Raw genomic sequence first — 21045 nt, 5'->3', positions numbered from 1 at the left:
AAGAATGTCGAACATGATGAAGGCGCTGGTCAAGGCTAAGGCCGAGCCGGGCATCTGGATGGAAGAGGTGCCGGTGCCGGAGATCGGCCCCAACGACGTGCTGATCAAGATCAGGAAGACGGCGATCTGCGGCACCGACGTCCACATCTACAATTGGGACCAGTGGGCGCAAAAGACGGTGCCGGTGCCGATGGTGACCGGCCACGAATTCGTCGGAACCGTCGCCGATTTCGGCACGGCGGTGACCGAGTACAAACTCGGCCAGCGCGTTTCCGGCGAAGGCCATATCGTTTGCGGCCATTGCCGCAACTGCCGGGCGGGCAGGGGGCATTTGTGCCGCAACACGCTCGGCGTCGGCGTCAACCGGCCGGGCGCCTTTGGCGAATACCTGGCGATCCCGCAGCACAATGTGGTGCCGATCCCCGACGACGTGCCCGACGAGATCGCGGCGATCTTCGATCCCTTAGGCAATGCTGTTCACACCGCATTGTCCTTTGATCTCGTCGGCGAGGACGTGCTGGTCACCGGCGCCGGGCCTATCGGCATCATGGGTGCACTGGTGGCGCAGTGCGTCGGCGCGCGAAAAGTGGTCATCACCGATATCAACCCGGTGCGCCTGGCACTGGCGAATAAGCTTGGCGTTCAGCATGTCGTCGACGCATCGAAGGAAAAGCTGCGCGACGTGATGCCGGCGCTTGGCATGACCGAGGGCTTTGACGTCGGCCTCGAAATGTCGGGCGCAGCCCCTGCCTTCCGCGACATGATCGACACCATGAACAATGGCGGCAAGATCGCCATTCTCGGCATCGCGCCGACCGGCTTCGAAATCGACTGGAACAAGGTCATCTTCAAGATGCTGCATCTGAAGGGCATCTACGGCCGCGAGATGTTCGAGACCTGGTACAAGATGATTGCGCTGGTGCAGGGTCCTCTCGATGTCAGCGGCCTGATCACCCACCGCATCGGCATCGACGACTATGTTTCCGGCTTCGAAGCGATGAAGAGCGGCAATTCCGGCAAGGTGGTGATGGACTGGTAGGCGATCAGAAATGTTGGCGGGACAGCACCCCCCTCTGGCCTGCCGGCCATCTCCCCCTCAAGGGGGGAGATTGGCAGCTTCGCCGACATCGCTCTTCTTTGGAGATTGGCGAAAGCCGAAGCGACGTCCAATCTCCCCCCTTGAGGGGGAGATGTCCGGCAGGACAGAGGGGGTGTGAACGATCGCTGCGTAGCAGCTTTCACAGCTCCTTTCGTCGATCCGGCAACGCCATCTCCAGGGCCGCCACTCCGCTGACAACGGCCGCTCGCTGTTCCGTGCTCAGCCTCGCAAGCAATTCCAGCTCGAACGCTTTAGCCAGCGGCACCATCTCGCGATAGGCGACAAGGCCAGCTCGGGTCAGCGTCAGATGCTCGACCCGCCTGTCTTTTCCATCCGGTGTGCGAGTGAGCCAGCGGCGCCGTTCGAGCTCGGCGACGGCTCGCGAAACCTTGGTCTTGTGCATGGCCGACTGCTCGCCGAGTTCCGTCGCGGTCATGGTGCCGTGCTGGCCGAGCCCGGCCAGCGTGCGCCATTCGGGTCGGGTCAGGCCGTGACGGTCCTTGTATATCCTGGAGAATTCCCGGCTGACGGCATCGGCGAGACGGTAGAGCCGGTAGGGCAGGAAGCTTTCGAGTTCCAGGACGTCCATGATTTTGTATCCCGGCAGACGCCGTGGTTGATAGTTACATTTTCAATGGTTACAGATGAAACCAGTTTGGTCAATGCTTGAGTGCCGCAGCCATCGGAGGCGAGGAGCGCGCTCTGTCAGTATCCAGGGAGGATGCCATGGCCTATTCCTACATGCCGGGTTTCGGCAACGACTTCGAGACCGAGACTTTGCCGGGCTCGCTGCCGCAAGGACGCAACTCGCCGCAGCGGCCGGCCTACGGCCTCTACGCCGAGCAGCTTTCGGGCTCTCCTTTCACTGCGCCGCGCGGCACCAATGAGCGCTCCTGGCTTTATCGGATAAGGCCGAGCGTCAGGCATACCGGTCGCTTCAAAGCGGCGAATTATCCGCTGTGGAAAAGCGCGCCGAACGTCGGCGACCACCAGCTCGCTCTCGGCCAGTATCGCTGGAGCCCCGTGCCGATGCCGAAAGAGCCGACAGACTTCATCGCCGGCATGCGCTCGATCACCACCGCCGGCGACGTGCTCGGCCAGACCGGCATGGCGGCACATGTCTATGTCGCCAACCGTTCGATGGCCGACGACCATTTCTTCAACGCCGATGGCGAGTTGCTGGTCGTGCCGCAGGTTGGAGCCTTGCGCTTCGTCACCGAGATGGGCGTCATCGAACTCAGGCCGGGCGAGATCGCCGTGCTGCCGCGCGGCCTGGTGTTCAAGGTCGAACTGGTGGATCCGCAAGTGCGTGGCTATGTCTGCGAGAATTACGGCGCCAAGCTGACGCTGCCGGATCGCGGCCCGATTGGCGCCAACTGCCTGGCCAATCCGCGCGATTTCAAGACGCCCTGTGCCTGGTTCGAGGACAAGGAAACACCGTGCCGGCTGATCGCGAAATGGTGTGGCCAGTTCCATGTCACCGAGATCGATCATTCGCCGCTGGATGTGGTGGCGTGGCACGGCAATTATTCGCCCTACAAATATGATCTTGCGACCTTTTCGCCGGTCGGCGCGATCTTGTTCGATCATCCTGACCCATCGATCTTCACCGTGCTGACCGCGCCGAGCGGCGAGGAAGGCACCGCCAATATCGATTTCGTCATCTTCCCGCCGCGCTGGCTTGTGGCGGAAAACACTTTCCGGCCGCCCTGGTATCACCGCAACATCATGAGCGAGTTCATGGGCCTGATCCATGGTCAGTACGATGCCAAGGAAGAGGGCTTCGTGCCCGGCGGCATCAGCCTGCACAACATGATGCTGGCTCACGGACCAGATGCGTCTGGCTTCGAAAAAGCCTCGCGCGCGGAGCTGAAACCGGTCAAGCTCGCCAACACCATGGCCTTCATGTTCGAGACACGCTTCCCGCAGATGGTGACCCGCTATGGCGCCGAGCTCGAAACCCGGCAGGACAATTATATCGACTGCTGGGCCGATCTGAAGAAACGCTTCAACGGCACGCCCGAGGGCGACTGGTCTTGAGCGCCGTCGCATGATGGATCGTCTGGTGCTTCTTGGCTCGAAGGGTGGTCCGGCGCTCCGGCCGGGCGGACCGTGGCCGAGTTCATCGCTGCTGGAGATTGGCGGCCGCACCCTCGTCGTCGATTGCGGGCTGGGCGTAACGCGCGGGCTGACCGATGCCGGCGTCAGTCTGAAGGCGCTTGACCTGATCTTCATCACGCATTTGCATTCAGACCATGTGCTGGAACTCGGACCGTTGATCCACACCGCATGGACGGCCGGCCTGGGGACAAAGGTCACCGTATTCGGCCCGCCCGGCATCGGCTACTACTGGCAGCGCTTTTGCCAGGCGATGGAGTTCGACATCGAGATCCGCATCGCCGACGAAGGGCGGCCGGATCTCCGCGACCTGGTCTCGATTGTCGAGTTTGGTGAAGGGCAGGTGGCGGAAGAGCGCGGTCTCAAAATATCGGCCTTGCGTGTCGACCACCCGCCGGTGACGGACTGCTTTGCGCTGCGCTTCGAGCAAGCCGGGCAAAGCATCGTCTTCTCGTCCGATACGGCGTTCTTTCCGCCATTGTCGGATTTCGCCGAAGGCGCCGACGTCCTGGTCCACGAGGCCATGCTGGAAGAGGGCATCGAGCGGTTGGTCGCGAAGACCGGCAACGGTGCAAGACTGAGGGAACACCTGCTTGCCAGCCACAGCTTTGCCGAGGAAGCGGGCCGCATCGCCAGCGATGCAGGCGTCAAAAGACTGGTCCTCAACCATCTCATTCCCGCCGACGATCCCGAGATCGGCGAGGCCGACTGGATTGCCGCCGTCAGGAAAACATGGGCCGGCGACTTGACGATCGCCCGCGACGGCCTTGTTGTGGGGCTGGAGCATGATCTCGAAAAGTGGAAACCGGTTTTCGGAAGAGATCATGCCTAGAACAAAAAATCAAAGCAGCACCAAAGCTGCGCCAGGAGAGGAAACCGCATGAAGCTTGCCACCTTGAAGGACGGGACGCGCGACGGAAAACTCGTCGTCGTCTCGCGCGACCTGACGCGGTTTACCGATGCGTCGTTCCTGGTGCGGACGCTGCAGGCCGCGCTCGATGACTGGCGTCGGATCGCGCCGCATCTCACCGCCATGGCCGAATCGCTGGAGAACAATGCGGTGCCGTCGGCTCGCTTTCACGAGCACGACGCCCATTCGCCGCTGCCGCGCGCCTACCAATGGGCCGACGGCTCGGCCTATGTGAACCATGTCGAGCTGGTGCGGAAGGCGCGCGGCGCCGAGATGCCGGCAAGCTTCTGGACCGATCCGCTGATCTACCAGGGCGGTTCGGACGCCTTCCTCGCACCGCGCGACCCAATCCGCATGATCGACGAGACCCTTGGCATCGACCTGGAAGGCGAGGTCGCCGTCATTGTCGACGACGTGCCGATGGGCGCTGGCCTCGACGAGGCGCGGGCAGCGATCCGGCTGGTCATGCTGGTCAACGACGTGACGCTGCGCGGCCTGACCGGACCCGAGCTTGCCAAGGGGTTCGGCTTCTTCCAGTCGAAACCGTCATCAGCCTTTTCGCCGGTTGCGGTGACGCCGGACGAACTGGGCGATGCCTGGGACGGCGGCAAGGTCAGCCTGCCGCTGCTGGTCGATCTCAACGGCAAACCGTTCGGCCGGGCGAACGCCGGCATCGACATGACCTTCGACTTTCCGGCGCTGATTGCCCATGCCGCAAAAACGCGGCCGCTGGCCGCCGGCACCATCGTCGGTTCGGGCACCGTCTCCAACAAGCTCGATGGCGGGCCGGGCAAGCCTGTCTCGGCGGGCGGCGCCGGCTATTCCTGTATCGCCGAGTTGCGTATGATCGAGACCATCGAAGCCGGCGAACCGAAGACGCCGTTTCTGCGCTTTGGCGATACCGTGCGCATCGAGATGAAGGACAGGGGCGGGCATTCGATCTTCGGCGCCATCGAGCAGAAGGTCGAGAAATACGAGGGGGCAAGAGAATGACAGGCGAGACATTCTATCTCCTGTGCGGTGTCTGGGCCCTTGTCATGCTGGCGATCTTCATCCCGGCGATCCGGCTGAGCTATCGCATCGAGGCGCGCTCGCCCGGCCTGACCAACCGCAGCGGCTTTCCGCGCAAGGCGATGATGTTTCACACCGTCACCAACACGAACGTCGCGCGTGACCAGGAAACGCAAGGCATGCGGCGGCGCATGATCGGGCTGCTGCTGATTGTTCTCGCTGGATTCCTGCTAATGGGGGCAGGCTTGTCGTTGGTCCGGTCAGCTGCGTGAAGTCATGGACCTGCTGAACCATTTCCGCCGCATGGCGCGCAACAATCTCTGGTCGAACGACCGGCTTTATGGCGCCGTACTGCAGCTTAAGCCTGGTGAATTCGAAGCCGAGCGAACCAGCTTCTTCCCGTCGATCAAGGCAACGCTGAACCACATTCTGGCGGTCGATCACCTCTATCTCGATTTTCTCGAAGAGGGCGGCGTCGGCGCCGCGGCCTATGATGAGTTCTTGCGCTTCGACGAAGCGGACGCGCTCTTTGGCAAGCGGGCGGAGGCCGACCGGCGGCTGATCGCTTTTTGCGACCGCCTGTCGGCGGACGATCTCGAACGCCGCGTCGTCACTGATCGGCGCGAGGACGGCATGATACCGGAGCGGATCGGCGATTTGCTCGCCCATCTCTTCATCCACGACATCCATCATCGCGGCCAGGTGCACGCGATGCTGTCTGGCACCTCGGTGAAACCGCCACAACTCGACGAGTTCTTCCTCGATTACGATGTTAAGTTGAGGAAAGCCGAAGTCGAGCGGCTGGGACTGCGAGACCAACTGCTTGGCTAATTATGCCAAAGCCACATCGTAACTGGCGAAATGCGGGTCGGATGTAAGGATGGTGAGATTCTCCATTTGCGCCTGCGCAATCAGAAGTCTGTCGAACGGATCACCATGGTGGTGGGGTAGGCTGCCGACGGCGTTTGCGTGCTGGAAGGTTACGGCGAGCGGCTGAAATTGCATCCTTGGAAGCAGCGTTGGCAGGTCGTCCGGCGCATCGAGTTTTCTGATCGAGCGTTTGATGGCAATTTCCCAGACGCTAGCCGCGCTCGCGAACACCACCGCTTCCGAAGCCAGAATAGCGCGGTGGTGCTCGCTGAGACGCCGATCGTCCGAAATCGACCAGAGGATGATGTGTGTGTCGGCGAGAAACGGGCCGACCGTCATTTCACGTACTCATCCCACTCGGGACCGAGTTCATCAAAATCGTCCGCAATCCAGATCTTGCCCTTCAATGCGCCGATACGCGGCAGGGATTCGGCCACTGCCGGAGGTACGATACGCGCCGCCACCTTGCCGTGGCGTGTGAGCACGATCTCCTCGCCGGCTTCCGCACGGCTGACGAGTTCCGACAATTTGGCCTTGGCTTCGGCAATGGAAACATTCATGACTCGATCCTTTATGACCAGAATTTAGGTCATAACTGATCAAACCACAAGGCACCTCGGCCGAACTGGCTACGCTGCCTTGCCGTCCACCTTCAGCACGCCGCGCTTGATCTGGTCCTGCTCGATGGATTCGAACAGAGCGCGGAAATTGCCCTCGCCAAAACCTTCGTCGCCCTTCCTCTGGATAAACTCGAAGAAGATCGGCCCGATCACAGTCTTTGAAAAAATCTGCAGCAGGATCTTGGTCGTGCCGCCGTCGACGACGCCTTCGCCGTCGATCAGGATGCCGTGCCTTTTCATGCGCTCGATCGGCTCTTCATGGCCGTTCACGCGGGCATAAGACATGTCGTAATAGGTCTCGGGCGGGCCCGGCATGAACTTCAGGCCGTTGGCGGCCAGCCTGTCGGTGGCGCCGTAAATGTCGTCGGTGCCGACGGCGATGTGCTGGATGCCCTCGCCATTGTACTTCTTCAGATATTCGGCGATCTGGCTGGTCTCGTCCTTGGACTCGTTGAGCGGGATGCGGATCTTGCCGCAGGGCGAGGTGATGGCGCGGCTGACCAGGCCGGTGATCTTGCCGTCGATGTCGAAGAAATGGATCTGCTTGAAGCCGAACAGGTCGCGGTAGAAATCCCACCATTTGTCCATCTGGCCGCGATAGACATTGTGGGTCAGGTGGTCGAGATAATAGAAGCCGACGCCTTCCGGCCTGGGATCGCGCTCGCCCAGCCAGTCGAACTCGGCGTCGTAAGCCGAGCCCTTCTCGCCATAGGTTTCGATGAAATAGAGCAGCGATCCGCCGATACCGACGATTGCCGGCACGTCGAGCGACTTGCCGGCGCCTTCATAGGGCGTCGCGCCCTTGGCAACGGCGTGGTCGAAGGCATGCCTGGCATCGACCACCCGCCACGCCATCGAGGCGGCGCAAGGGCCGTGCTTGTCGACGAATTTCATCGCATGCGAGCCGGGTTCGGCATTGACGACATAATTGATGTCGCCCTGCCGCCAGACGGTGATGTCCTTGCTGCGGTGCTTGGCCACCGGCACGTAGCCCATGCGGGTGAAAAGCTCGGCGAGCTTTTCCGGCTCGGCATGCGCGAATTCGACGAATTCGAAGCCGTCGGTGCCGGCGGGATTGGTTTTGCTGATCTTGGCGGGCGGTGCGTCGTGCGGGAAGGGACCCATGGCATTGCTCCGAAATCTGGCCCGAAATCTGGCATTGGCCGCATCGGCCATATCTGAGCCCAATCATAGCGCGGAGCGCGTGCAAATTGCTTGCATTCAAACGCTTGAAATGTTCCGATCATGCGCAACTTGTGCATGACCGGGTCGAAATCCATGGATGAAGCGCGCATTGACCAGTTTGACCGCAAGATAATGGCTCTGCTGCAGGCCGACGCGCGGTTGACCAACAACGATTTGTCGGAACGAGTGAATCTGTCAGCGTCGCAATGCTCGCGCCGTCGCCAGCGGCTGGAGGAGGACGGTTATATCAAGGGCTACCGGGCGGTGCTCGACCGCGACAAGCTCGGCTTTTCCCTGGTCAACGTCATTTCGGTGACGCTCGCCACCCACAACCGCGACAATGCGCGGCGTTTCGGCGAATTAGTGGCGCGGCTGCCGCAAGTGCAGGAAGCGCACGCGCTGACCGGCGAGATGGATTATATATTGAAAGTGGTGACGCCGGACCTGAAGTCGCTGTCGGAATTCGTCAACAGCGTGCTGCTCCCGCACGAATCGGTGCAGCATGTGAAGACGGCGATCGTGCTGGAGACGTTGAAGGAGACCGGCGCGCTGCCGATCTGAGGGCGCGAACGTTCACCCCTTCGATTGCTGGATCAGCCCATAGAGATTGGTGCAGCGGGCGCCGGACCGGCAATAGGCGAACACCGGGCCTTCGAGTTCGTCGAGCGCCTCAGCCTGGTCCTCGACATTCTCGGCCGTGATCTGGCCGCTGATGACGGGGATGTAGCGGAAGGCGAGCCCGGCGCCCTCGACCGCCGCCTTGACGGTGTCGGCCGATGGCTGGCCGGGCTGCTCGTCGTCCGGCCGGTTGCAGATCACGCTCTTGAAGCCGGCGGCCTTGATGGTCGCGACATCCTCGGGCTGGATCTGGCCCGAGACCGAATAGTCCTCGCTGATCTGACGGTATTCCATGGCTGGGGTCCTCGCAATCTGGTTAGCGGCAGTCTTGCCACTCCCTGACCCGGTCGGCAATCCGCGCGAAAAGAAATCCATCCGCGCAGATAGAGATTTCGATGCCGGAAATCCAGCCGGGCTAACGCCGCATGTCGCCAGGACGCATCATGCGCCAGCCCGGCTGGATGAACCGGATCGGTCGGCTCAGCTGCCGAGGATCGCGCCTTTGATCTGGGCGATGTTGTTGTGCATCAGGTCGATATAGGTCGAGGCCGGGCCGTCGGGCTGTGAGAGCGCATCGGAATAGAGCGTGCCGCCCACCTTGATGCCGGTCTCGCTGGCGATCTGCTCGATCAGCCGCGGATTGGTGATGTTCTCGACGAAGATCGCCGCCGCCTTGTCCTGTTTCACCTGGCTGACCAGCTTGGCGACGTCGGCGGCGGAGGGCTCCGACTCGGTCGACACGCCTTCCGGGGCCAGGAACGTCAAGCCGTAGGCCTGCTCGAAATAGCCGAAGGCATCATGCGAGGTGATGACGACGCGCTTCTCTTGCGGGATCGACTGGATCGCTGCCTGTACCTCGCCCTCGAGCGCATCGAGCTTTTGCGTATAGGCGGCTGCATTGGCCTTGTAGCTGTCGCAACCCGCAGCGTCGGCCGTGCAGAAGGCGTCGGCGATGTTCTTCACATAGATCTTGGCATTGGCGATCGACTGGAAGGCGTGCGGATCGGTTGCCGTCTCACCATCGGCGTGGGCGTCGGCCTCGGCGAATTCGGGCTTGAAATTGATCGGCGTGACGCCCTTGGTCAGCACGGCGACGGTCGCCTTGGTTGCGCTGGCGTCGACCAGGCGCTGCAGAAAACCTTCGAAATGCAGGCCGTTGACCAGCACGATGTCGGCCTTGGCCATCGCCACCGCATCGGCTGGGCTCGGCTCGTAGACATGCGCATCCCCGTTCGGCCCGACGATGGTGGTCAGATCGATCCGGTCGCCGCCGACATTCTTGGCGAAGTCTCCGATGATGGTGAAACTGGCGACCACTTTCAACGGCTCCGCGAAAGCCGAAGATGCGCCAAAGGCGGTTAATGTTATAACGCTCACGGCCAAAGCGGCGCGGATCGATTTCAGCATGGACAAGTCTCCTTCGTTGGGATCAGGCAGTTCTGTGGCGGTGATGGATGATGCGGGCGCGCAGGATGCCGCGCGTCCCGAACAGGATCGAGGCGAAATAGACGACGCCGGCGGACAGGATGATGGCCGGGCCGGAGGGCAGCGACGCATGATAGGACAACAGCAGCCCGGCAATGCAAGAGGCAAAGCCGATCACTGTCGCCAGCACGCACATCGGCTCGACGCGCGAGGTCCAGAAGCGGGCCGCCGCTGCCGGCAGCATCATCAGCCCGACCGACAGCAAGGTGCCGAGCGCCTGGAAGCCGCCGACGAGGTTGAGCACGACGAGGCCGAGAAAGATGAAATGCACCGGGCTGCCCATCCGGCTGACCGAGCGCAGGAACAAGGGGTCGAGGCATTCGGCGACCAGCGCTCGCCAGAAGATGGCGAGGCTGACCAGCGTCACCACGACGATGCCGCCGATCAGCGTCAGCGCCTCGTTGTTCAGCGCCAGCACGGTGCCGAAAAGCACATGCATGAGATCGACGCTGGAGCCGCGGATCGACACCATAAGCACGCCGATCGCCAGCGAAATCAGATAGAAGGCCGCCATCGAGGCGTCCTCGCGCTGGATGGTGAAGCGCGAGACGGCGCCGGCGCCGAGCGCCACGATGATGCCGGCGATCAGTCCGCCGATGGTCATCGGCAGGATCTCCAGGCCATAAAACAGGAAGCCGGCGGCAGCACCCGGCAGGATGGCATGGGCCATGGCGTCGCCGGACAGGCTCATGCGCCGCAGCATCAGGAACACGCCGACCGGGCAGGCGCCGAGCGACAGCATCATCGAACCGGCGAGCGCCCGCTGCATGAAGGCGTAGTCGGCAAACGGGGCGACGAAAAGACCGTAAAGCACGTCCATCATGCCGCCCTCGGCCCGGAGCCGTGATGATGGTCATGGCTATGCTCGTGGCTGCTGTGATCGTGCACACTGTGATCATGCTCGCCAGGCTCGCACCATGGCGCGTTGTCCTCCCAGGCTTCGTGGAAGCGGCGCGCGCGCAACAAATTCTCCGGCCGCAGCGTCTCTCTGGTCTCGCCCCAGGCGACCGGCTGGCGCGCCAGGAGCAGTGTTTCGGGGAAATTCTGCCGCACCAGGTCGAGATCGTGGACGACCACCATGATCGTACGCTCCTCGCCATGCCAGCGCTTGATCAGTGCGATCAGGTCGCCGACGGTCTTCGTGTCGACGGCATTGAACGGCTCATCGAGCAGGATGAGCTCGGCATCCTGCAACAGCACGCGGGCAAACAGCGTGCGCTGCAGCTGGCCGCCCGACAACGTGTCGATCGGCCGCTTCTCGAAACCGCCGAGGCCGACGGCCATCAGCGCCTTGCTGACCGAGTCGCGATCTTCCCTGGTATAGCGGCCGAGCATGCCACGCCGCGGCCACAGGCCAAGCGAAACCAGGTCGACGACCCGGGCCGGAAAGGAGCGGTCGAGCTCGGACTGCTGCGGCAGGTAGGCGGCGCGCACGCCGGGCGCCCGGATCACCGCGCCGGCCATCGGCTTCAGGACGCCAACGATGCCCTTCATCAGCGTCGACTTGCCGGAGCCGTTGGCGCCGACGACCGCCGTCAAGGACCCCTTGCGGATCGTACCATTGAGGTGGTGGATCGCAGGATGGCTGTTATAGCCCAGCGTCAGGTCGCGGAAGGTCAGGCAGGTTTGGCTCATGTGACGATCCATGGGGCGACGATCGGTGCTGCAGGGGCGGATTCGATATGTGATGTTATTACATTAGTCAACAAGCCAATCGGGCGGAATTGCGGCCGGGCCGTCATGTTGTCCGCTTTGGCTTGGCTCAAGAGGTTCCGCTCGAGCGGCCTTGCTCGAAGCCAGCAGCGATCCTAAACAGGCGCAGCCGACAAGAGAAAGCCGGACAAGAGAAGGAATATCCAATGAGCATTCGTCGCATCGATGTGGGCCCGCGCATGAGCCAGATCGTGATCCACGGCAACACCGTCTATCTGGCCGGTCAGGTCGGCAAGCCGGGTGGAAACGTCGGCGCCCAGACAAAAGACATTCTGGCGGCGATCGACGAATTGCTGGCCAAGGCCGGCACCGACAAGACCAAGATCCTGCAGGCGATCATCTGGCTGGCCGACATGAGCACCTTTGCCGAGATGAACGCCGAGTGGGACAAATGGGTACCGCAGGGCAACACGCCGGCCCGCGCCACCGGCGAGGCCAAGCTTGCCGGACCGGAATATCTGGTCGAGATCATTGTCACCGCGGCGATTTGAGCAGCTCCGTAGGTTCCCCCTCATCCGGCCGCTTCGCGGCCACCTTCTCCCCGAGGGAGAAGAGACTGGCGCTGGCACCAGCGATCTCCTCTCCCCTCGGGGAGAGGTCGGATTGCCCCGAATGCTCTTCGCAATTCGGTCGGCAATCCGGGTGAGGGGGTCTGACCCTCAGTTGAAATGCTCACCCCTGCGACGGCGTGAACCGCGCCACCAGCGTGTGGCTCTCGGCCGCGTAGGTGAACCGGACATGGGTGACGGGGTGCTCGGCGCTCCATGTTCGCCGCTCGATCACCAGGCACGGCGCGCCGGTCGCGATGTCGAGAGCCGCCGCGATATGCTTGTCGGCTGCAACCGCGCGGATGCGATGCTCGGCCGCACTCCATGGCACACGGCCGATCAGCCACGGACCGGGCGCCGTGTCGAAAAACGCCTCTTCGGCGGCCTCCGGCACGGCAGCCAGGTTGATCAGCCGCTGCTCGTGGGCGAACGGCCGGTTGCCGGCGAAATGCCGGCATTCCAGCGCCAGCACCGGCCCGGCGACGTCGAGTTCCAGCAGGGCGCGATCGTCGGCACTGCTGCGCCTTCTGCTTCCCGCCACGCGCTCGTAGCGGTAGGGCAGGCCAAGTGCCTCGACCTCGATTCGGATGTCGTGGATTTCGAGAACGGCCGCCTGCGATTGCGGCCGGCGGACAAAACTGCCGGAGCGACGCCGGCGCTCGATCAGCCCGGCCTTGGCCAATTGCGACAGCGCCTTGTTCACCGTCATGCGCGAACATCTGTATTCTTCCGTCAGTTCATGCTCGAACGGAATGCGGTGGCCGGGCGCCCAGGCGCCGGACAGGATCCGTTCGCTGATGTCCGACAGGATGCGCCGGTGTAGCGAAAGGGCCTCGCCGCCGTCCGCGCTTCCAGAATCCGCGCTTATCGCCTCGATCATGCTCATGCCGAAAGCGCCGTCATCACCTTGCGGAAGCGCTCGGCAATGGCATCGCGTCTTGCATGCCTGCCGTCGCTGACCAGTTTCCTGCCATGCACCCAGACGCAATCGATCTTGGTGCCGTTGGCAAAAATCCAGGCGTCGAGGATCGCATCACCTGCCTTGCCCGCCAACGATGGATGCTTGCCGTCGAGCGAGACGAGATCGGCCGAGGCACCGGCAGTGATCCGCGAGGCGCCGGCGCCCAGCGCGGAACTGCCACCCTCGAGCGCCGCATCGAACAACGCGCGACCGGTCGATCCGCCGGCCACCGCCAGCACGTTGCGGGCGCGGTGGGCGAGGCGCTGCGAATATTCGAGCTGGCGCAACTCGTCGGGCAGGCCGATCAGCACGTTGGAATCCGAGCCGATGCCGAAGCGGCCGCCATGCTGCATAAAAAGGGGCGCGGCAAAGGTGCCGTCGCCGAGATTGGCCTCGGTGATCGGGCAGAGGCCGGCAACGGCGCCGCTTTTCGCCATATCGGTCGTCTCGGTGTCGGTCATGTGGGTGGCGTGGATGAGGCACCAGCGCTGGTCGACCTTGGCATTGGCAAGCAGCCATTCGACCGGCCGCGCCCCGGACCAGGCAAGGCAGTCCTCGACCTCCTTCATCTGCTCGGCGATGTGGATGTGGATCGGCCCCTCCGGCGCCATCGCCGTGATGTTTTCCAGTTCCTCGGGTGCCACGGCACGCAGGCTGTGTGGGGCCACGCCGACGACAGCCTGAGTCGACGCGCGAAGGGATTCGCGGCTTTTCTCAACAAGCCGCGAGAACTGGTTCACATCGTTGATGAATCGCCGCTGGCCTTCATTTGGCGCAGCGCGGTTGAAAGAGGAATGCGCGTAGAAGACGGGCAGCAAAGTCAGCCCGATGCCTGTCTCGGACGCTGCGGCAACGATGCGCTCCGCAATCTCGGCGATATTGGCATAGGGCCGCCCGTCGCGGTCGTGGTGTAAATAGTGAAACTCGCCGACGCGCGAGAACCCGGCCTCCAGCATCTCGACATAGAGTTGCGCCGCGACCGCCTCGACCTGGTCCGGCGTCATCGACAGCGCGAAACGATACATCACCTCGCGCCAGCTCCAGAAACTGTCGGCGGAAGGGCCGCGCAATTCGGCAAGGCCGGCCATGCCGCGCTGGAAGGCATGGCTGTGCAGGTTCGGCATGCCGGACAAAAGGATAGAATGGCGCTCGTCGCCAGGCAGAGGCGAGGTATCCGCCTCGACCGTTGCGATCTTGCCGTCGGAGACTACGATCCGCACATCGCTGCGCCAGCCGTCGGGCAGAAGTGCCTGTTCCGCAAAAATCGCCGTCACGTCTTTCTCCAAATCCCGGTTGGCCATGTGATGATAGCGCTTGCAGTGCCTTTTGATATGTATATACATAATAACTCCCGATTGAAACGGAAAAGATGATGGCTGGAGAGAGCAAAAACCGGGCACGGGAGCTTCGCCTTTGGCGCAATGCGCGCCTCGCGACCATGGCTGATAGCAGCGCCGGGTTAGGCGTCGTCGAGCACGGTGCAATCGCCGTGCGCAACGGCCGGATCGTCTATGCCGGGTCGGAAGCCGACATGCCGGCAGCGCTCCGCCCCAGAGCACTTGGCAAAGACGCCGAGGCGACCGACTGCGAAGGCCGCTGGATCACGCCTGGCTTGATCGACTGCCACACCCATCTGGTCCATGCCGGCAACCGTGCCAATGAATTCGAGATGCGGCTGGCCGGCGCCACCTATGAGGAGGTCGCCAAGGCCGGCGGCGGCATCGTTTCCTCGGTCAAGGCACTGCGCGCCGCGAGCGAGGACGAGCTGGTCGCCCAGTCGCTGCCACGCCTCGACGCGCTGATCGCCGAAGGCGTCACCACCGTCGAGATCAAATCCGGCTACGGTCTCGACCTCGAAAACGAGAAGAAGTCGCTGCGCGCCGCGCGACGGCTGGGCGGTGAGCGGCCGGTGACGGTCAGAACCACTCTCCTCGGCGCTCATGCGCTGCCGCCCGAAGCAAAAGGCGACAAGGACGCCTTTATCGATCTTGTCGCCAAGGAGATTTTGCCGGCCGTCGCTGCCGAGGGCTTGGCCGATGCCGTCGACGGCTTTTGCGAAGGCATCGCCTTTTGGCCGGAGCAGATTTCTCGCGTGTTCGATGCGGCCAAGGCGGCGGGCCTGCCGGTCAAGCTTCATGCGGACCAGCTGTCCAATCTGCACGGCGCGGAACTTGCGGCACGCTATGGTGCGCTATCGGCCGATCACCTCGAATATACCGACGAGGCGGGCGCGGCGGCGATGGCGAAGGCAGGAACCGTGGCGACCATCCTGCCCGGCGCCTACTACTTCATCCGCGAGACCAAGAAGCCGCCGATCGCCCTGTTTCGCCAGCATGGCGTCAGGATGGCCGTTGCCACCGATAACAATCCCGGCACCTCGCCGCTGACCTCGCTGCTGCTGACCATGAACATGGCGGCGACATTGTTCGGCCTGACCGTCGATGAATGCCTTGCCGGCGTTACGCGCGAGGCTGCCCGCGCGCTCGGGCTGCTTGGACAGACCGGCACGCTGGAAGCCGGAAAATCCGCCGATCTGGCGATCTGGGACGTCGAGCGCCCGGCCGAACTCGTCTACCGCATGGGCTTCAATCCGCTGCATGCCCGCATCTGGAGGGGACAATGACCGAACTCAAGCTCAGGCCAGGCAATGCCACGCTGGCCGATTGGCGCGCCATCTATCGCGGCGCCGCACTGAGGCTCGACGATGCCTGCCGGCCGAAGATCAAGGCCAGCGCCGAGGCCGTCGCCAGGATCGTTGCCAAGGGCGAGCCGGTCTATGGCATCAACACCGGCTTCGGCAAGCTGGCCAGCGTGCGCATCCCCGCCGCCGACCTCGAGACGCTGCAGCGAAACATCGTGCTGTCACATGCCGCCGGCGTCGGCGAGCCGATGCCGGTGGCAATTTGCCGGCTGATGATGGCGCTGAAGCTGGCCAGCCTGGCCCAGGGCGCCTCCGGCGTGCGGCCGCCGACGATCGAGCTGCTCGAGGCGATGCTGGCCAACGACGTTATTCCCGTGGTGCCGGCGCAAGGCTCGGTTGGAGCTTCCGGCGACCTCGCGCCGCTGTCGCACATGACCGCGGTGATGATCGGCGTCGGCGAATGTTTTACCCCGCATGGTCGCTTTCCCGCCAAGGTCGCCTTCGTTTCGCACGGCCTGGAGCCGGTGACATTGGGCGCCAAGGAAGGCCTGGCGCTGCTCAACGGCACCCAGTTTTCGACCGCCTATACGCTGGCAGCTTTGTTCGAGGCGGAAGTGCTCTACCAGTCGGCACTGGTCGCCGGCGCGCTGTCGACCGATGCCGCCAAGGGCTCCGACGCGCCCTTCGATCCACGCATCCATCTGCTCAGGAAACATCGCGGCCAGATCGAGACGGCCGAGGCGTTGCGCAATTTGATGGCCGGCAGCGCCATCCGTGAATCGCACCGCGTCGGCGACGAGCGCGTGCAGGACCCATACTGCCTGCGCTGCCAGCCGCAGGTGATGGGCGCAGCACTCAGCGTGCTGCGTCAGGCCGCCGATACGCTCGGCACCGAGGCCAATGGCGTCACCGACAATCCGCTGATCTTTGCCGAGGACGACACAGCGCTTTCTGGCGGAAATTTCCACGCCGAGCCGGTGGCCTTCGCCGCCGACATGATCGCGCTCGCCGTCTGCGAGATCGGCTCGCTGTCGGAACGCCGCATCGCCATGCTGGTCGACCCAGCGCTGTCGGGCATGCCGGCCTTTCTGACGCCCAAGCCGGGTCTGAATTCCGGTTTCATGATCCCGCAAGTGACAGCCGCGGCGCTCGTCTCGGAAAACAAACAAAAGGCCTATCCGGCCAGCGTCGATTCGATCCCGACCTCGGCCAACCAGGAAGACCATGTCTCGATGGCGGCGCACGGCGCGCGCCGGCTCATCGGCATGGTCGAGAACGCGACGGCCGTCATCGGCATCGAATTGCTGGCCGCCGCGCAAGGCTGCGATTTCCATGCCCCGCTGGCCTCGAGCGCGGCGCTGGAGGCGGTGCGCCGGCTGGTCAGGGCAGAGGTGCCGCATCTCGACAACGACCGGCACTTCCATCCCGACATGGAGAAGGCCATCGCCTTGGTACGCAGCGGCGCGGCGGTGGAAGCGGCAAGCGCGGTAAAGCTGCCGGGAGTGACGTCGTGAGACTGTACGCCGCCACAGCTCGGACGTTGGCGAAACCCTCGACGCCAGCTGATCTCCCCCCAAGTGGGGGAGATGTCCGGCAGGACAGAGGGCGGCGCTGTCCCGCCAACCTCAGCCCGGCAATACCGAAATTTTCAAAGTCAAAAACAAAAAACCCGCCTCGAGGGCGGGTCGTCGGTGACAATCATCACCATACCCATATTAGTAGCATAGCTGCCGGCACAAAGCAAGAACAAAATACGACACGGCCGGCAAAAAGCGAGGTCGGTGTTCACGGACAATTGCAAGGTCGCGTTCTGCCGCGCCCCCCTCTGCCCTGCCGGGCATCTCCCCCACGAGTGGGGAGATTGGCCGTTACACTGGCTTTCGCCAATCTCCAACGTTGCAGGACTGAGCGAGGCGCCGCAGCTGCCAATCTCCCCCCCTGTGGGGGAGATGCCCGGCAGGGCAGAGGGGGGCGCCGTAGAGCTCCAACGCGCGGAGACTTCTCATGACTTGGCTCACCGTCACCCGAGGCACGGCACCCCTGCTGGTTTCGATCCCGCATACCGGCATCGATCTGGCCGGCCTCGACAACCGACTTATCTCGCCCTGGCTCGGCCGCCGTGACGCCGACTGGTGGATCGATAAGCTTTATGATTTCGCCGAGAGCCTTGGCGCGACGGTGGTGCATACGGCGATCTCGCGCACCGTCATCGACGTCAACCGCGATCCGTCTGGCGTTTCGCTCTATCCCGGCCAGACGACGACTGGGCTCTGCCCGACCGAGACCTTCGACGGCGATCCGCTCTACCGCGAAGGCGAGGAGCCGGGGCCGTCTGAGATCGACGAACGCCGCGAAAAATTCTTCGTGCCCTATCATGCCGCGTTGCAGGCCGAGATCGACAGGCTGCGCGCTTTGCACGGGAAGATCGTCGTCTATGACTGCCACTCGATCCGTTCGGTGCTGCCGCGCCTGTTCGAAGGCAAATTGCCGGTCTTCAATCTCGGCACCAATGACGGCAAGAGCGCCGATCCGGCGTTGCAGGAGAAAGTCACGCAGATTGTCGCAGAAACCGGCGAGAGCTTTGTCGTCAACGGCCGCTTCAAGGGCGGCTGGATCACGCGTCATTTCGGCCAGCCGCAAGCCGGCGTCCACGCGCTGCAGATGGAGCTCTCCAACCGTGGCTATCTGCGCGAGCCCGAAGGCAAGGGCGAACCGGATAACTGGCCGGTGCCTTACGACGCCGAATTCGCAGCGCCGATCCGCGTCACGCTGAGAAAGATCCTGGAAACGGCGATCGCCTGGGCTGAACGCTGACGCACGGCGCACCTCACTCGAAAGGGACAATCATGACCGATCCTCGCCACAATATCCGTGAAGTGCGCAGCCCGCGCGGCAGCGAGCTCAACGCCCGCACCTGGCTGACGGAAGCGCCGTTGCGCATGCTGATGAACAATCTCGATCCGGACGTCGCCGAAAATCCCAACGAACTGGTCGTCTATGGCGGCATCGGCCGGGCGGCGCGCACCTGGAACGATTTCGACCGCATCGTTGCCTCGCTGAAGACGCTTGCCGACGACGAGACGCTGCTGGTGCAATCCGGCAAGCCGGTCGGCGTGTTCCGCACCCATGCCGATGCGCCGCGCGTGCTGATCGCCAATTCGAACCTCGTGCCGCACTGGGCGACATGGGAGAAGTTCAACGAGCTCGATAGAAAAGGCCTTATGATGTACGGCCAGATGACGGCCGGCTCATGGATCTACATCGGCACGCAAGGCATCGTGCAGGGCACCTACGAGACCTTCGTCGAGGCAGGCCGTCAGCACTATGGCGGCAATCTCAAAGGCAAATGGATCCTGACCGGCGGCCTCGGCGGCATGGGCGGTGCCCAGCCGCTCGCCGCGGTCATGGCCGGCGCCTGCTGCCTGGCGGTCGAATGCGATCCCGACCGCATCGATTTCCGGCTGCGCACCCGCTATGTCGATGAGCGCGCCGACACCCTCGACGAGGCGCTGGAGAAGATCGAGCGCTGGACCAAAGCCGGTGAGGCGAAATCGGTCGGCCTGGTCGGCAACACCGCCGACATCGTGCCGGAACTGGTGCGGCGCGGCGTACGCCCCGACATCGTCACCGACCAGACCTCGGCGCATGACCCGCTCAACGGCTATCTGCCCAAGGGCTGGTCGCTGGCCGAATGGCGCGAGAAGCGCACCAGCGACCCGAAGGCGGTCGAAAAGGCTGCCCGCGCGTCGATGCGCGAGCATGTCGAGGCGATGGTGGCGTTCTGGAACGCCGGCGTGCCGACGCTCGACTACGGCAACAACATCCGCCAGGTGGCGAAGGAGGAGGGGTTTGAGAATGCCTTTGCCTTCCCGGGTTTCGTGCCGGCTTATATCCGTCCGCTGTTTTGCCGCGGCATCGGCCCGTTCCGCTGGGCAGCACTTTCCGGCGATCCCGAGGATATCTACAGAACCGACGCCAAGGTGCGCGAGCTGACTCCTGGTAACACCCATCTGCACAACTGGCTCGACATGGCGCGTGAGCGCATCGCCTTCCAAGGGTTGCCGGCCCGCATCTGCTGGGTTGGCCTTGGCGACCGCCACCGGCTCGGCCTCGCCTTCAACGAGATGGTCGCCAGCGGCGAACTGAAGGCACCGGTGGTCATCGGCCGCGACCACCTCGATTCCGGCTCGGTCGCCTCGCCGAACCGCGAGACGGAGGCGATGAAGGACGGCTCCGATGCCGTCTCCGACTGGCCGCTGCTCAACGCCTTGCTCAACACCGCGTCCGGTGCCACCTGGGTGTCGCTGCACCATGGCGGCGGCGTCGGCATGGGCTTTTCGCAGCATGCCGGCATGGTTATCGTCGCAGACGGCACGCGTGAGGCGGCCAAGCGCCTTGAGCGGGTTCTGTGGAACGATCCGGCGACGGGCGTCATGCGTCACGCCGACGCCGGCTACGACATCGCGATCGAGTGCGCCAGGGAGAACCAGCTCAACCTGCCCGGCATATTGGGCTGAGCCGCGCCTTGCGCATCCTTCGGGCCTCGGAATACCGGTCGATGCCGTGGAAGAACGGCGGCGGCGTGACGACGGAGATTGCCGTCTCGCCGGCAGGTGCTGGGCTCGACGATTTCGACTGGCGCGTCTCGATGGCGCTGGTCGAGGGCGGCGGCCCGTTTTCCGGCTTTCCCGGCGTCGACCGGACTTTGGCCTTGCTGGAAGGCGAGGGCATGGTCCTCGATATCGCCGGCCGGCCGCCGGTCGAAATCACCAAGGCTTCCGCACCGCTTGCCTTTCCGGCCGACGTGCCAACGCAAGCGACGCTGATCGCCGGTCCGATCACCGACCTCAACGTCATGACCCGCCGGACCCGGGCGATCCACCAGATCGAGCGCCTGTTGATTTCGGCTCCGACGAAAATCCGGTTTGGAGCCGATGAAACACTCATCCTGTCCCTCGACGGCGAGCTTAGGGTGGCCGGCGCCGCGCCCGTGCAACTGGGGCCGCTCGATGCGCTGTTGCTCGGGCCGCAAGCGCCGGAACTGCGCCTTGATCCCGTCCGGCCGGCGATGCTGTTCGTGATCCGCATCGATCGCATTGCCGGCAACGATTAACGCCTGTTTCCAAACATGATCGAGACGCCGGTCAAATATTGCGTAAGCTGGTCCCTGCATCACGAAAAAGCCTGAATCTTCCGCCGATCAGAAGCCGAAACGATGCTCGGAGGCGCTCGCCTGGAAGTTGTCGAAAGACGACACCTTGTCGTG

At 63.5% G+C, this 21045-nt stretch carries 23 protein-coding genes; 13 read left to right on the top strand and 10 right to left on the bottom strand.

Going from position 1 to position 21045, the window contains the following annotated elements:
* Positions 1–4: 4 nt before the first annotated feature.
* A complete protein-coding gene (gene tdh, locus NKH63_RS09655; RefSeq protein ID WP_352481278.1) occupies positions 5–1039 on the top strand; it encodes an L-threonine 3-dehydrogenase in 1035 nt (344 codons plus the stop codon).
* A 199-nt stretch (positions 1040–1238) separates the two neighbouring features.
* Here the strand turns inward: tdh and NKH63_RS09650 are convergent, their stop codons facing one another.
* Positions 1239–1688: a MarR family winged helix-turn-helix transcriptional regulator gene (locus NKH63_RS09650; protein ID WP_023717189.1), complete on the bottom strand. Its 450-nt coding sequence runs from the start codon at positions 1686–1688 to the stop codon at positions 1239–1241.
* A 137-nt stretch (positions 1689–1825) separates the two neighbouring features.
* Here NKH63_RS09650 and hmgA point away from each other — a divergent pair, with 137 nt between their 5' ends.
* Genes hmgA through NKH63_RS09625 form a run of 5 tightly spaced genes read left to right on the top strand, consistent with a single transcriptional unit; the run spans position 1826 to position 5969 of the window.
* Entirely contained in the window at positions 1826–3139 is a 1314-nt protein-coding gene (gene hmgA, locus NKH63_RS09645) for a homogentisate 1,2-dioxygenase (protein ID WP_352481277.1), read from the top strand.
* Positions 3140–3149: 10 nt separating this feature from the next.
* On the top strand, positions 3150–4049 hold the full coding sequence (locus NKH63_RS09640) for an MBL fold metallo-hydrolase (RefSeq protein ID WP_352481276.1): 900 nt from the start codon (positions 3150–3152) through the stop codon (positions 4047–4049).
* A 48-nt stretch (positions 4050–4097) separates the two neighbouring features.
* Positions 4098–5120: a fumarylacetoacetate hydrolase family protein gene (locus tag NKH63_RS09635; protein ID WP_023717191.1), complete on the top strand. Its 1023-nt coding sequence runs from the start codon at positions 4098–4100 to the stop codon at positions 5118–5120.
* On the top strand, positions 5117–5410 hold the full coding sequence (locus NKH63_RS09630) for a hypothetical protein (protein ID WP_352481275.1): 294 nt from the start codon (positions 5117–5119) through the stop codon (positions 5408–5410). The genes NKH63_RS09635 and NKH63_RS09630 overlap by 4 nt, the downstream gene beginning before the upstream one ends.
* A 4-nt stretch (positions 5411–5414) precedes the next feature.
* Complete coding sequence (locus tag NKH63_RS09625) at positions 5415–5969, top strand: DinB family protein (RefSeq protein WP_023717193.1); 555 nt, start codon at positions 5415–5417, stop codon at positions 5967–5969.
* Here the strand turns inward: NKH63_RS09625 and NKH63_RS09620 are convergent, their stop codons facing one another.
* The 3 genes from NKH63_RS09620 to hppD all read right to left on the bottom strand — a co-directional run bounded on the left by NKH63_RS09620 (position 5970) and on the right by hppD (position 7753).
* Positions 5970–6347: a type II toxin-antitoxin system VapC family toxin gene (locus tag NKH63_RS09620; RefSeq protein WP_023717194.1), complete on the bottom strand. Its 378-nt coding sequence runs from the start codon at positions 6345–6347 to the stop codon at positions 5970–5972.
* Positions 6344–6568, bottom strand: a complete 225-nt coding sequence (locus NKH63_RS09615) for a type II toxin-antitoxin system Phd/YefM family antitoxin (RefSeq protein WP_023717195.1) — start codon at positions 6566–6568, stop codon at positions 6344–6346. The genes NKH63_RS09620 and NKH63_RS09615 overlap by 4 nt, the downstream gene beginning before the upstream one ends.
* Positions 6569–6637: 69 nt before the next feature.
* Complete coding sequence (gene hppD, locus NKH63_RS09610; protein ID WP_352481274.1) at positions 6638–7753, bottom strand: 4-hydroxyphenylpyruvate dioxygenase; 1116 nt, start codon at positions 7751–7753, stop codon at positions 6638–6640.
* Positions 7754–7906: 153 nt separating this feature from the next.
* Between hppD and NKH63_RS09605 the strand changes: the two genes are divergently transcribed.
* Complete coding sequence (locus NKH63_RS09605; protein WP_023717197.1) at positions 7907–8374, top strand: Lrp/AsnC family transcriptional regulator; 468 nt, start codon at positions 7907–7909, stop codon at positions 8372–8374.
* 12 nt (positions 8375–8386) lie between these two features.
* On the opposite strand, the gene NKH63_RS09600 is transcribed toward NKH63_RS09605, so the two are convergent.
* The 4 genes from NKH63_RS09600 to aztA form a co-directional block, all read right to left on the bottom strand.
* Entirely contained in the window at positions 8387–8725 is a 339-nt protein-coding gene (locus NKH63_RS09600) for a protein tyrosine phosphatase family protein (RefSeq protein WP_023674411.1), read from the bottom strand.
* Positions 8726–8911: 186 nt separating this feature from the next.
* A complete protein-coding gene (aztC, locus tag NKH63_RS09595) occupies positions 8912–9838 on the bottom strand; it encodes a zinc ABC transporter substrate-binding protein AztC (RefSeq protein ID WP_023717198.1) in 927 nt (308 codons plus the stop codon).
* A gap of 22 nt (positions 9839–9860) precedes the next feature.
* Positions 9861–10736, bottom strand: a complete 876-nt coding sequence (aztB, locus tag NKH63_RS09590; RefSeq protein ID WP_352481316.1) for a zinc ABC transporter permease AztB — start codon at positions 10734–10736, stop codon at positions 9861–9863.
* Positions 10736–11551: a zinc ABC transporter ATP-binding protein AztA gene (gene aztA / locus NKH63_RS09585; RefSeq protein ID WP_352481273.1), complete on the bottom strand. Its 816-nt coding sequence runs from the start codon at positions 11549–11551 to the stop codon at positions 10736–10738. Before aztA ends, aztB begins: the two co-directional genes overlap by 1 nt.
* A gap of 224 nt (positions 11552–11775) precedes the next feature.
* On the opposite strand from aztA, the gene NKH63_RS09580 reads away from it, so the two are divergent.
* Positions 11776–12120, top strand: a complete 345-nt coding sequence (locus tag NKH63_RS09580; protein ID WP_352481272.1) for a RidA family protein — start codon at positions 11776–11778, stop codon at positions 12118–12120.
* A 181-nt stretch (positions 12121–12301) separates the two neighbouring features.
* On the opposite strand, the gene hutC is transcribed toward NKH63_RS09580, so the two are convergent.
* Both hutC and NKH63_RS09570 read right to left on the bottom strand, forming a co-directional pair.
* Positions 12302–13063 (bottom strand): histidine utilization transcriptional repressor HutC, encoded by a 762-nt coding sequence (gene hutC / locus NKH63_RS09575; protein WP_352481271.1) that lies wholly within the window; start codon positions 13061–13063, stop codon positions 12302–12304.
* Positions 13060–14412, bottom strand: coding sequence for a formimidoylglutamate deiminase (locus NKH63_RS09570; protein WP_352481270.1), 1353 nt, complete (start codon positions 14410–14412; stop codon positions 13060–13062). Before NKH63_RS09570 ends, hutC begins: the two co-directional genes overlap by 4 nt.
* A 98-nt stretch (positions 14413–14510) precedes the next feature.
* On the opposite strand from NKH63_RS09570, the gene hutI reads away from it, so the two are divergent.
* The 5 genes from hutI (at position 14511) to NKH63_RS09545 (ending at position 20892) form a co-directional block, all read left to right on the top strand.
* Positions 14511–15761, top strand: coding sequence for an imidazolonepropionase (gene hutI / locus NKH63_RS09565; RefSeq protein WP_352917833.1), 1251 nt, complete (start codon positions 14511–14513; stop codon positions 15759–15761).
* On the top strand, positions 15758–17293 hold the full coding sequence (hutH, locus tag NKH63_RS09560) for a histidine ammonia-lyase (RefSeq protein ID WP_352481268.1): 1536 nt from the start codon (positions 15758–15760) through the stop codon (positions 17291–17293). The genes hutI and hutH overlap by 4 nt, the downstream gene beginning before the upstream one ends.
* 490 nt (positions 17294–17783) lie before the next feature.
* A complete protein-coding gene (gene hutG, locus NKH63_RS09555) occupies positions 17784–18593 on the top strand; it encodes an N-formylglutamate deformylase (RefSeq protein ID WP_352481267.1) in 810 nt (269 codons plus the stop codon).
* A 32-nt stretch (positions 18594–18625) separates the two neighbouring features.
* The gene (hutU, locus tag NKH63_RS09550) at positions 18626–20296 is read left to right on the top strand and encodes a urocanate hydratase (protein ID WP_352481266.1); all 1671 of its coding nucleotides are present in this window, start codon (positions 18626–18628) and stop codon (positions 20294–20296) included.
* A gap of 8 nt (positions 20297–20304) precedes the next feature.
* A complete protein-coding gene (locus NKH63_RS09545; protein WP_023717208.1) occupies positions 20305–20892 on the top strand; it encodes a HutD/Ves family protein in 588 nt (195 codons plus the stop codon).
* The last annotated feature ends 153 nt before the right edge of the window (positions 20893–21045 follow it).

The sequence above is a fragment of the Mesorhizobium sp. M0960 genome, assembly GCF_040319055.1.
Taxonomy (GTDB): Bacteria; Pseudomonadota; Alphaproteobacteria; order Rhizobiales; family Rhizobiaceae; genus Mesorhizobium.
This window is presented reverse-complemented; position numbering and strand designations above follow the sequence as displayed.

Excerpts from the sequence above, each read along its gene's own strand:
- tdh (WP_352481278.1), top strand. The coding sequence starts at position 5 with ATGTCGAACATGATGAAGGCGCTGGTCAAGGCTAAGGCCGAGCCGGGC.
- NKH63_RS09650 (WP_023717189.1), bottom strand. The coding sequence starts at position 1,688 with ATGGACGTCCTGGAACTCGAAAGCTTCCTGCCCTACCGGCTCTACCGT.
- hmgA (WP_352481277.1), top strand. The coding sequence starts at position 1,826 with ATGGCCTATTCCTACATGCCGGGTTTCGGCAACGACTTCGAGACCGAG.
- NKH63_RS09640 (WP_352481276.1), top strand. The coding sequence starts at position 3,150 with ATGATGGATCGTCTGGTGCTTCTTGGCTCGAAGGGTGGTCCGGCGCTC.
- NKH63_RS09635 (WP_023717191.1), top strand. The coding sequence starts at position 4,098 with ATGAAGCTTGCCACCTTGAAGGACGGGACGCGCGACGGAAAACTCGTC.
- NKH63_RS09630 (WP_352481275.1), top strand. The coding sequence starts at position 5,117 with ATGACAGGCGAGACATTCTATCTCCTGTGCGGTGTCTGGGCCCTTGTC.
- NKH63_RS09625 (WP_023717193.1), top strand. The coding sequence starts at position 5,415 with ATGGACCTGCTGAACCATTTCCGCCGCATGGCGCGCAACAATCTCTGG.
- NKH63_RS09620 (WP_023717194.1), bottom strand. The coding sequence starts at position 6,347 with ATGACGGTCGGCCCGTTTCTCGCCGACACACACATCATCCTCTGGTCG.
- NKH63_RS09615 (WP_023717195.1), bottom strand. The coding sequence starts at position 6,568 with ATGAATGTTTCCATTGCCGAAGCCAAGGCCAAATTGTCGGAACTCGTC.
- hppD (WP_352481274.1), bottom strand. The coding sequence starts at position 7,753 with ATGGGTCCCTTCCCGCACGACGCACCGCCCGCCAAGATCAGCAAAACC.
- NKH63_RS09605 (WP_023717197.1), top strand. The coding sequence starts at position 7,907 with ATGGATGAAGCGCGCATTGACCAGTTTGACCGCAAGATAATGGCTCTG.
- NKH63_RS09600 (WP_023674411.1), bottom strand. The coding sequence starts at position 8,725 with ATGGAATACCGTCAGATCAGCGAGGACTATTCGGTCTCGGGCCAGATC.
- aztC (WP_023717198.1), bottom strand. The coding sequence starts at position 9,838 with ATGCTGAAATCGATCCGCGCCGCTTTGGCCGTGAGCGTTATAACATTA.
- aztB (WP_352481316.1), bottom strand. The coding sequence starts at position 10,736 with ATGGACGTGCTTTACGGTCTTTTCGTCGCCCCGTTTGCCGACTACGCC.
- aztA (WP_352481273.1), bottom strand. The coding sequence starts at position 11,551 with ATGAGCCAAACCTGCCTGACCTTCCGCGACCTGACGCTGGGCTATAAC.
- NKH63_RS09580 (WP_352481272.1), top strand. The coding sequence starts at position 11,776 with ATGAGCATTCGTCGCATCGATGTGGGCCCGCGCATGAGCCAGATCGTG.
- hutC (WP_352481271.1), bottom strand. The coding sequence starts at position 13,063 with ATGAGCATGATCGAGGCGATAAGCGCGGATTCTGGAAGCGCGGACGGC.
- hutI (WP_352917833.1), top strand. The coding sequence starts at position 14,511 with ATGGCTGGAGAGAGCAAAAACCGGGCACGGGAGCTTCGCCTTTGGCGC.
- hutH (WP_352481268.1), top strand. The coding sequence starts at position 15,758 with ATGACCGAACTCAAGCTCAGGCCAGGCAATGCCACGCTGGCCGATTGG.
- hutG (WP_352481267.1), top strand. The coding sequence starts at position 17,784 with ATGACTTGGCTCACCGTCACCCGAGGCACGGCACCCCTGCTGGTTTCG.
- hutU (WP_352481266.1), top strand. The coding sequence starts at position 18,626 with ATGACCGATCCTCGCCACAATATCCGTGAAGTGCGCAGCCCGCGCGGC.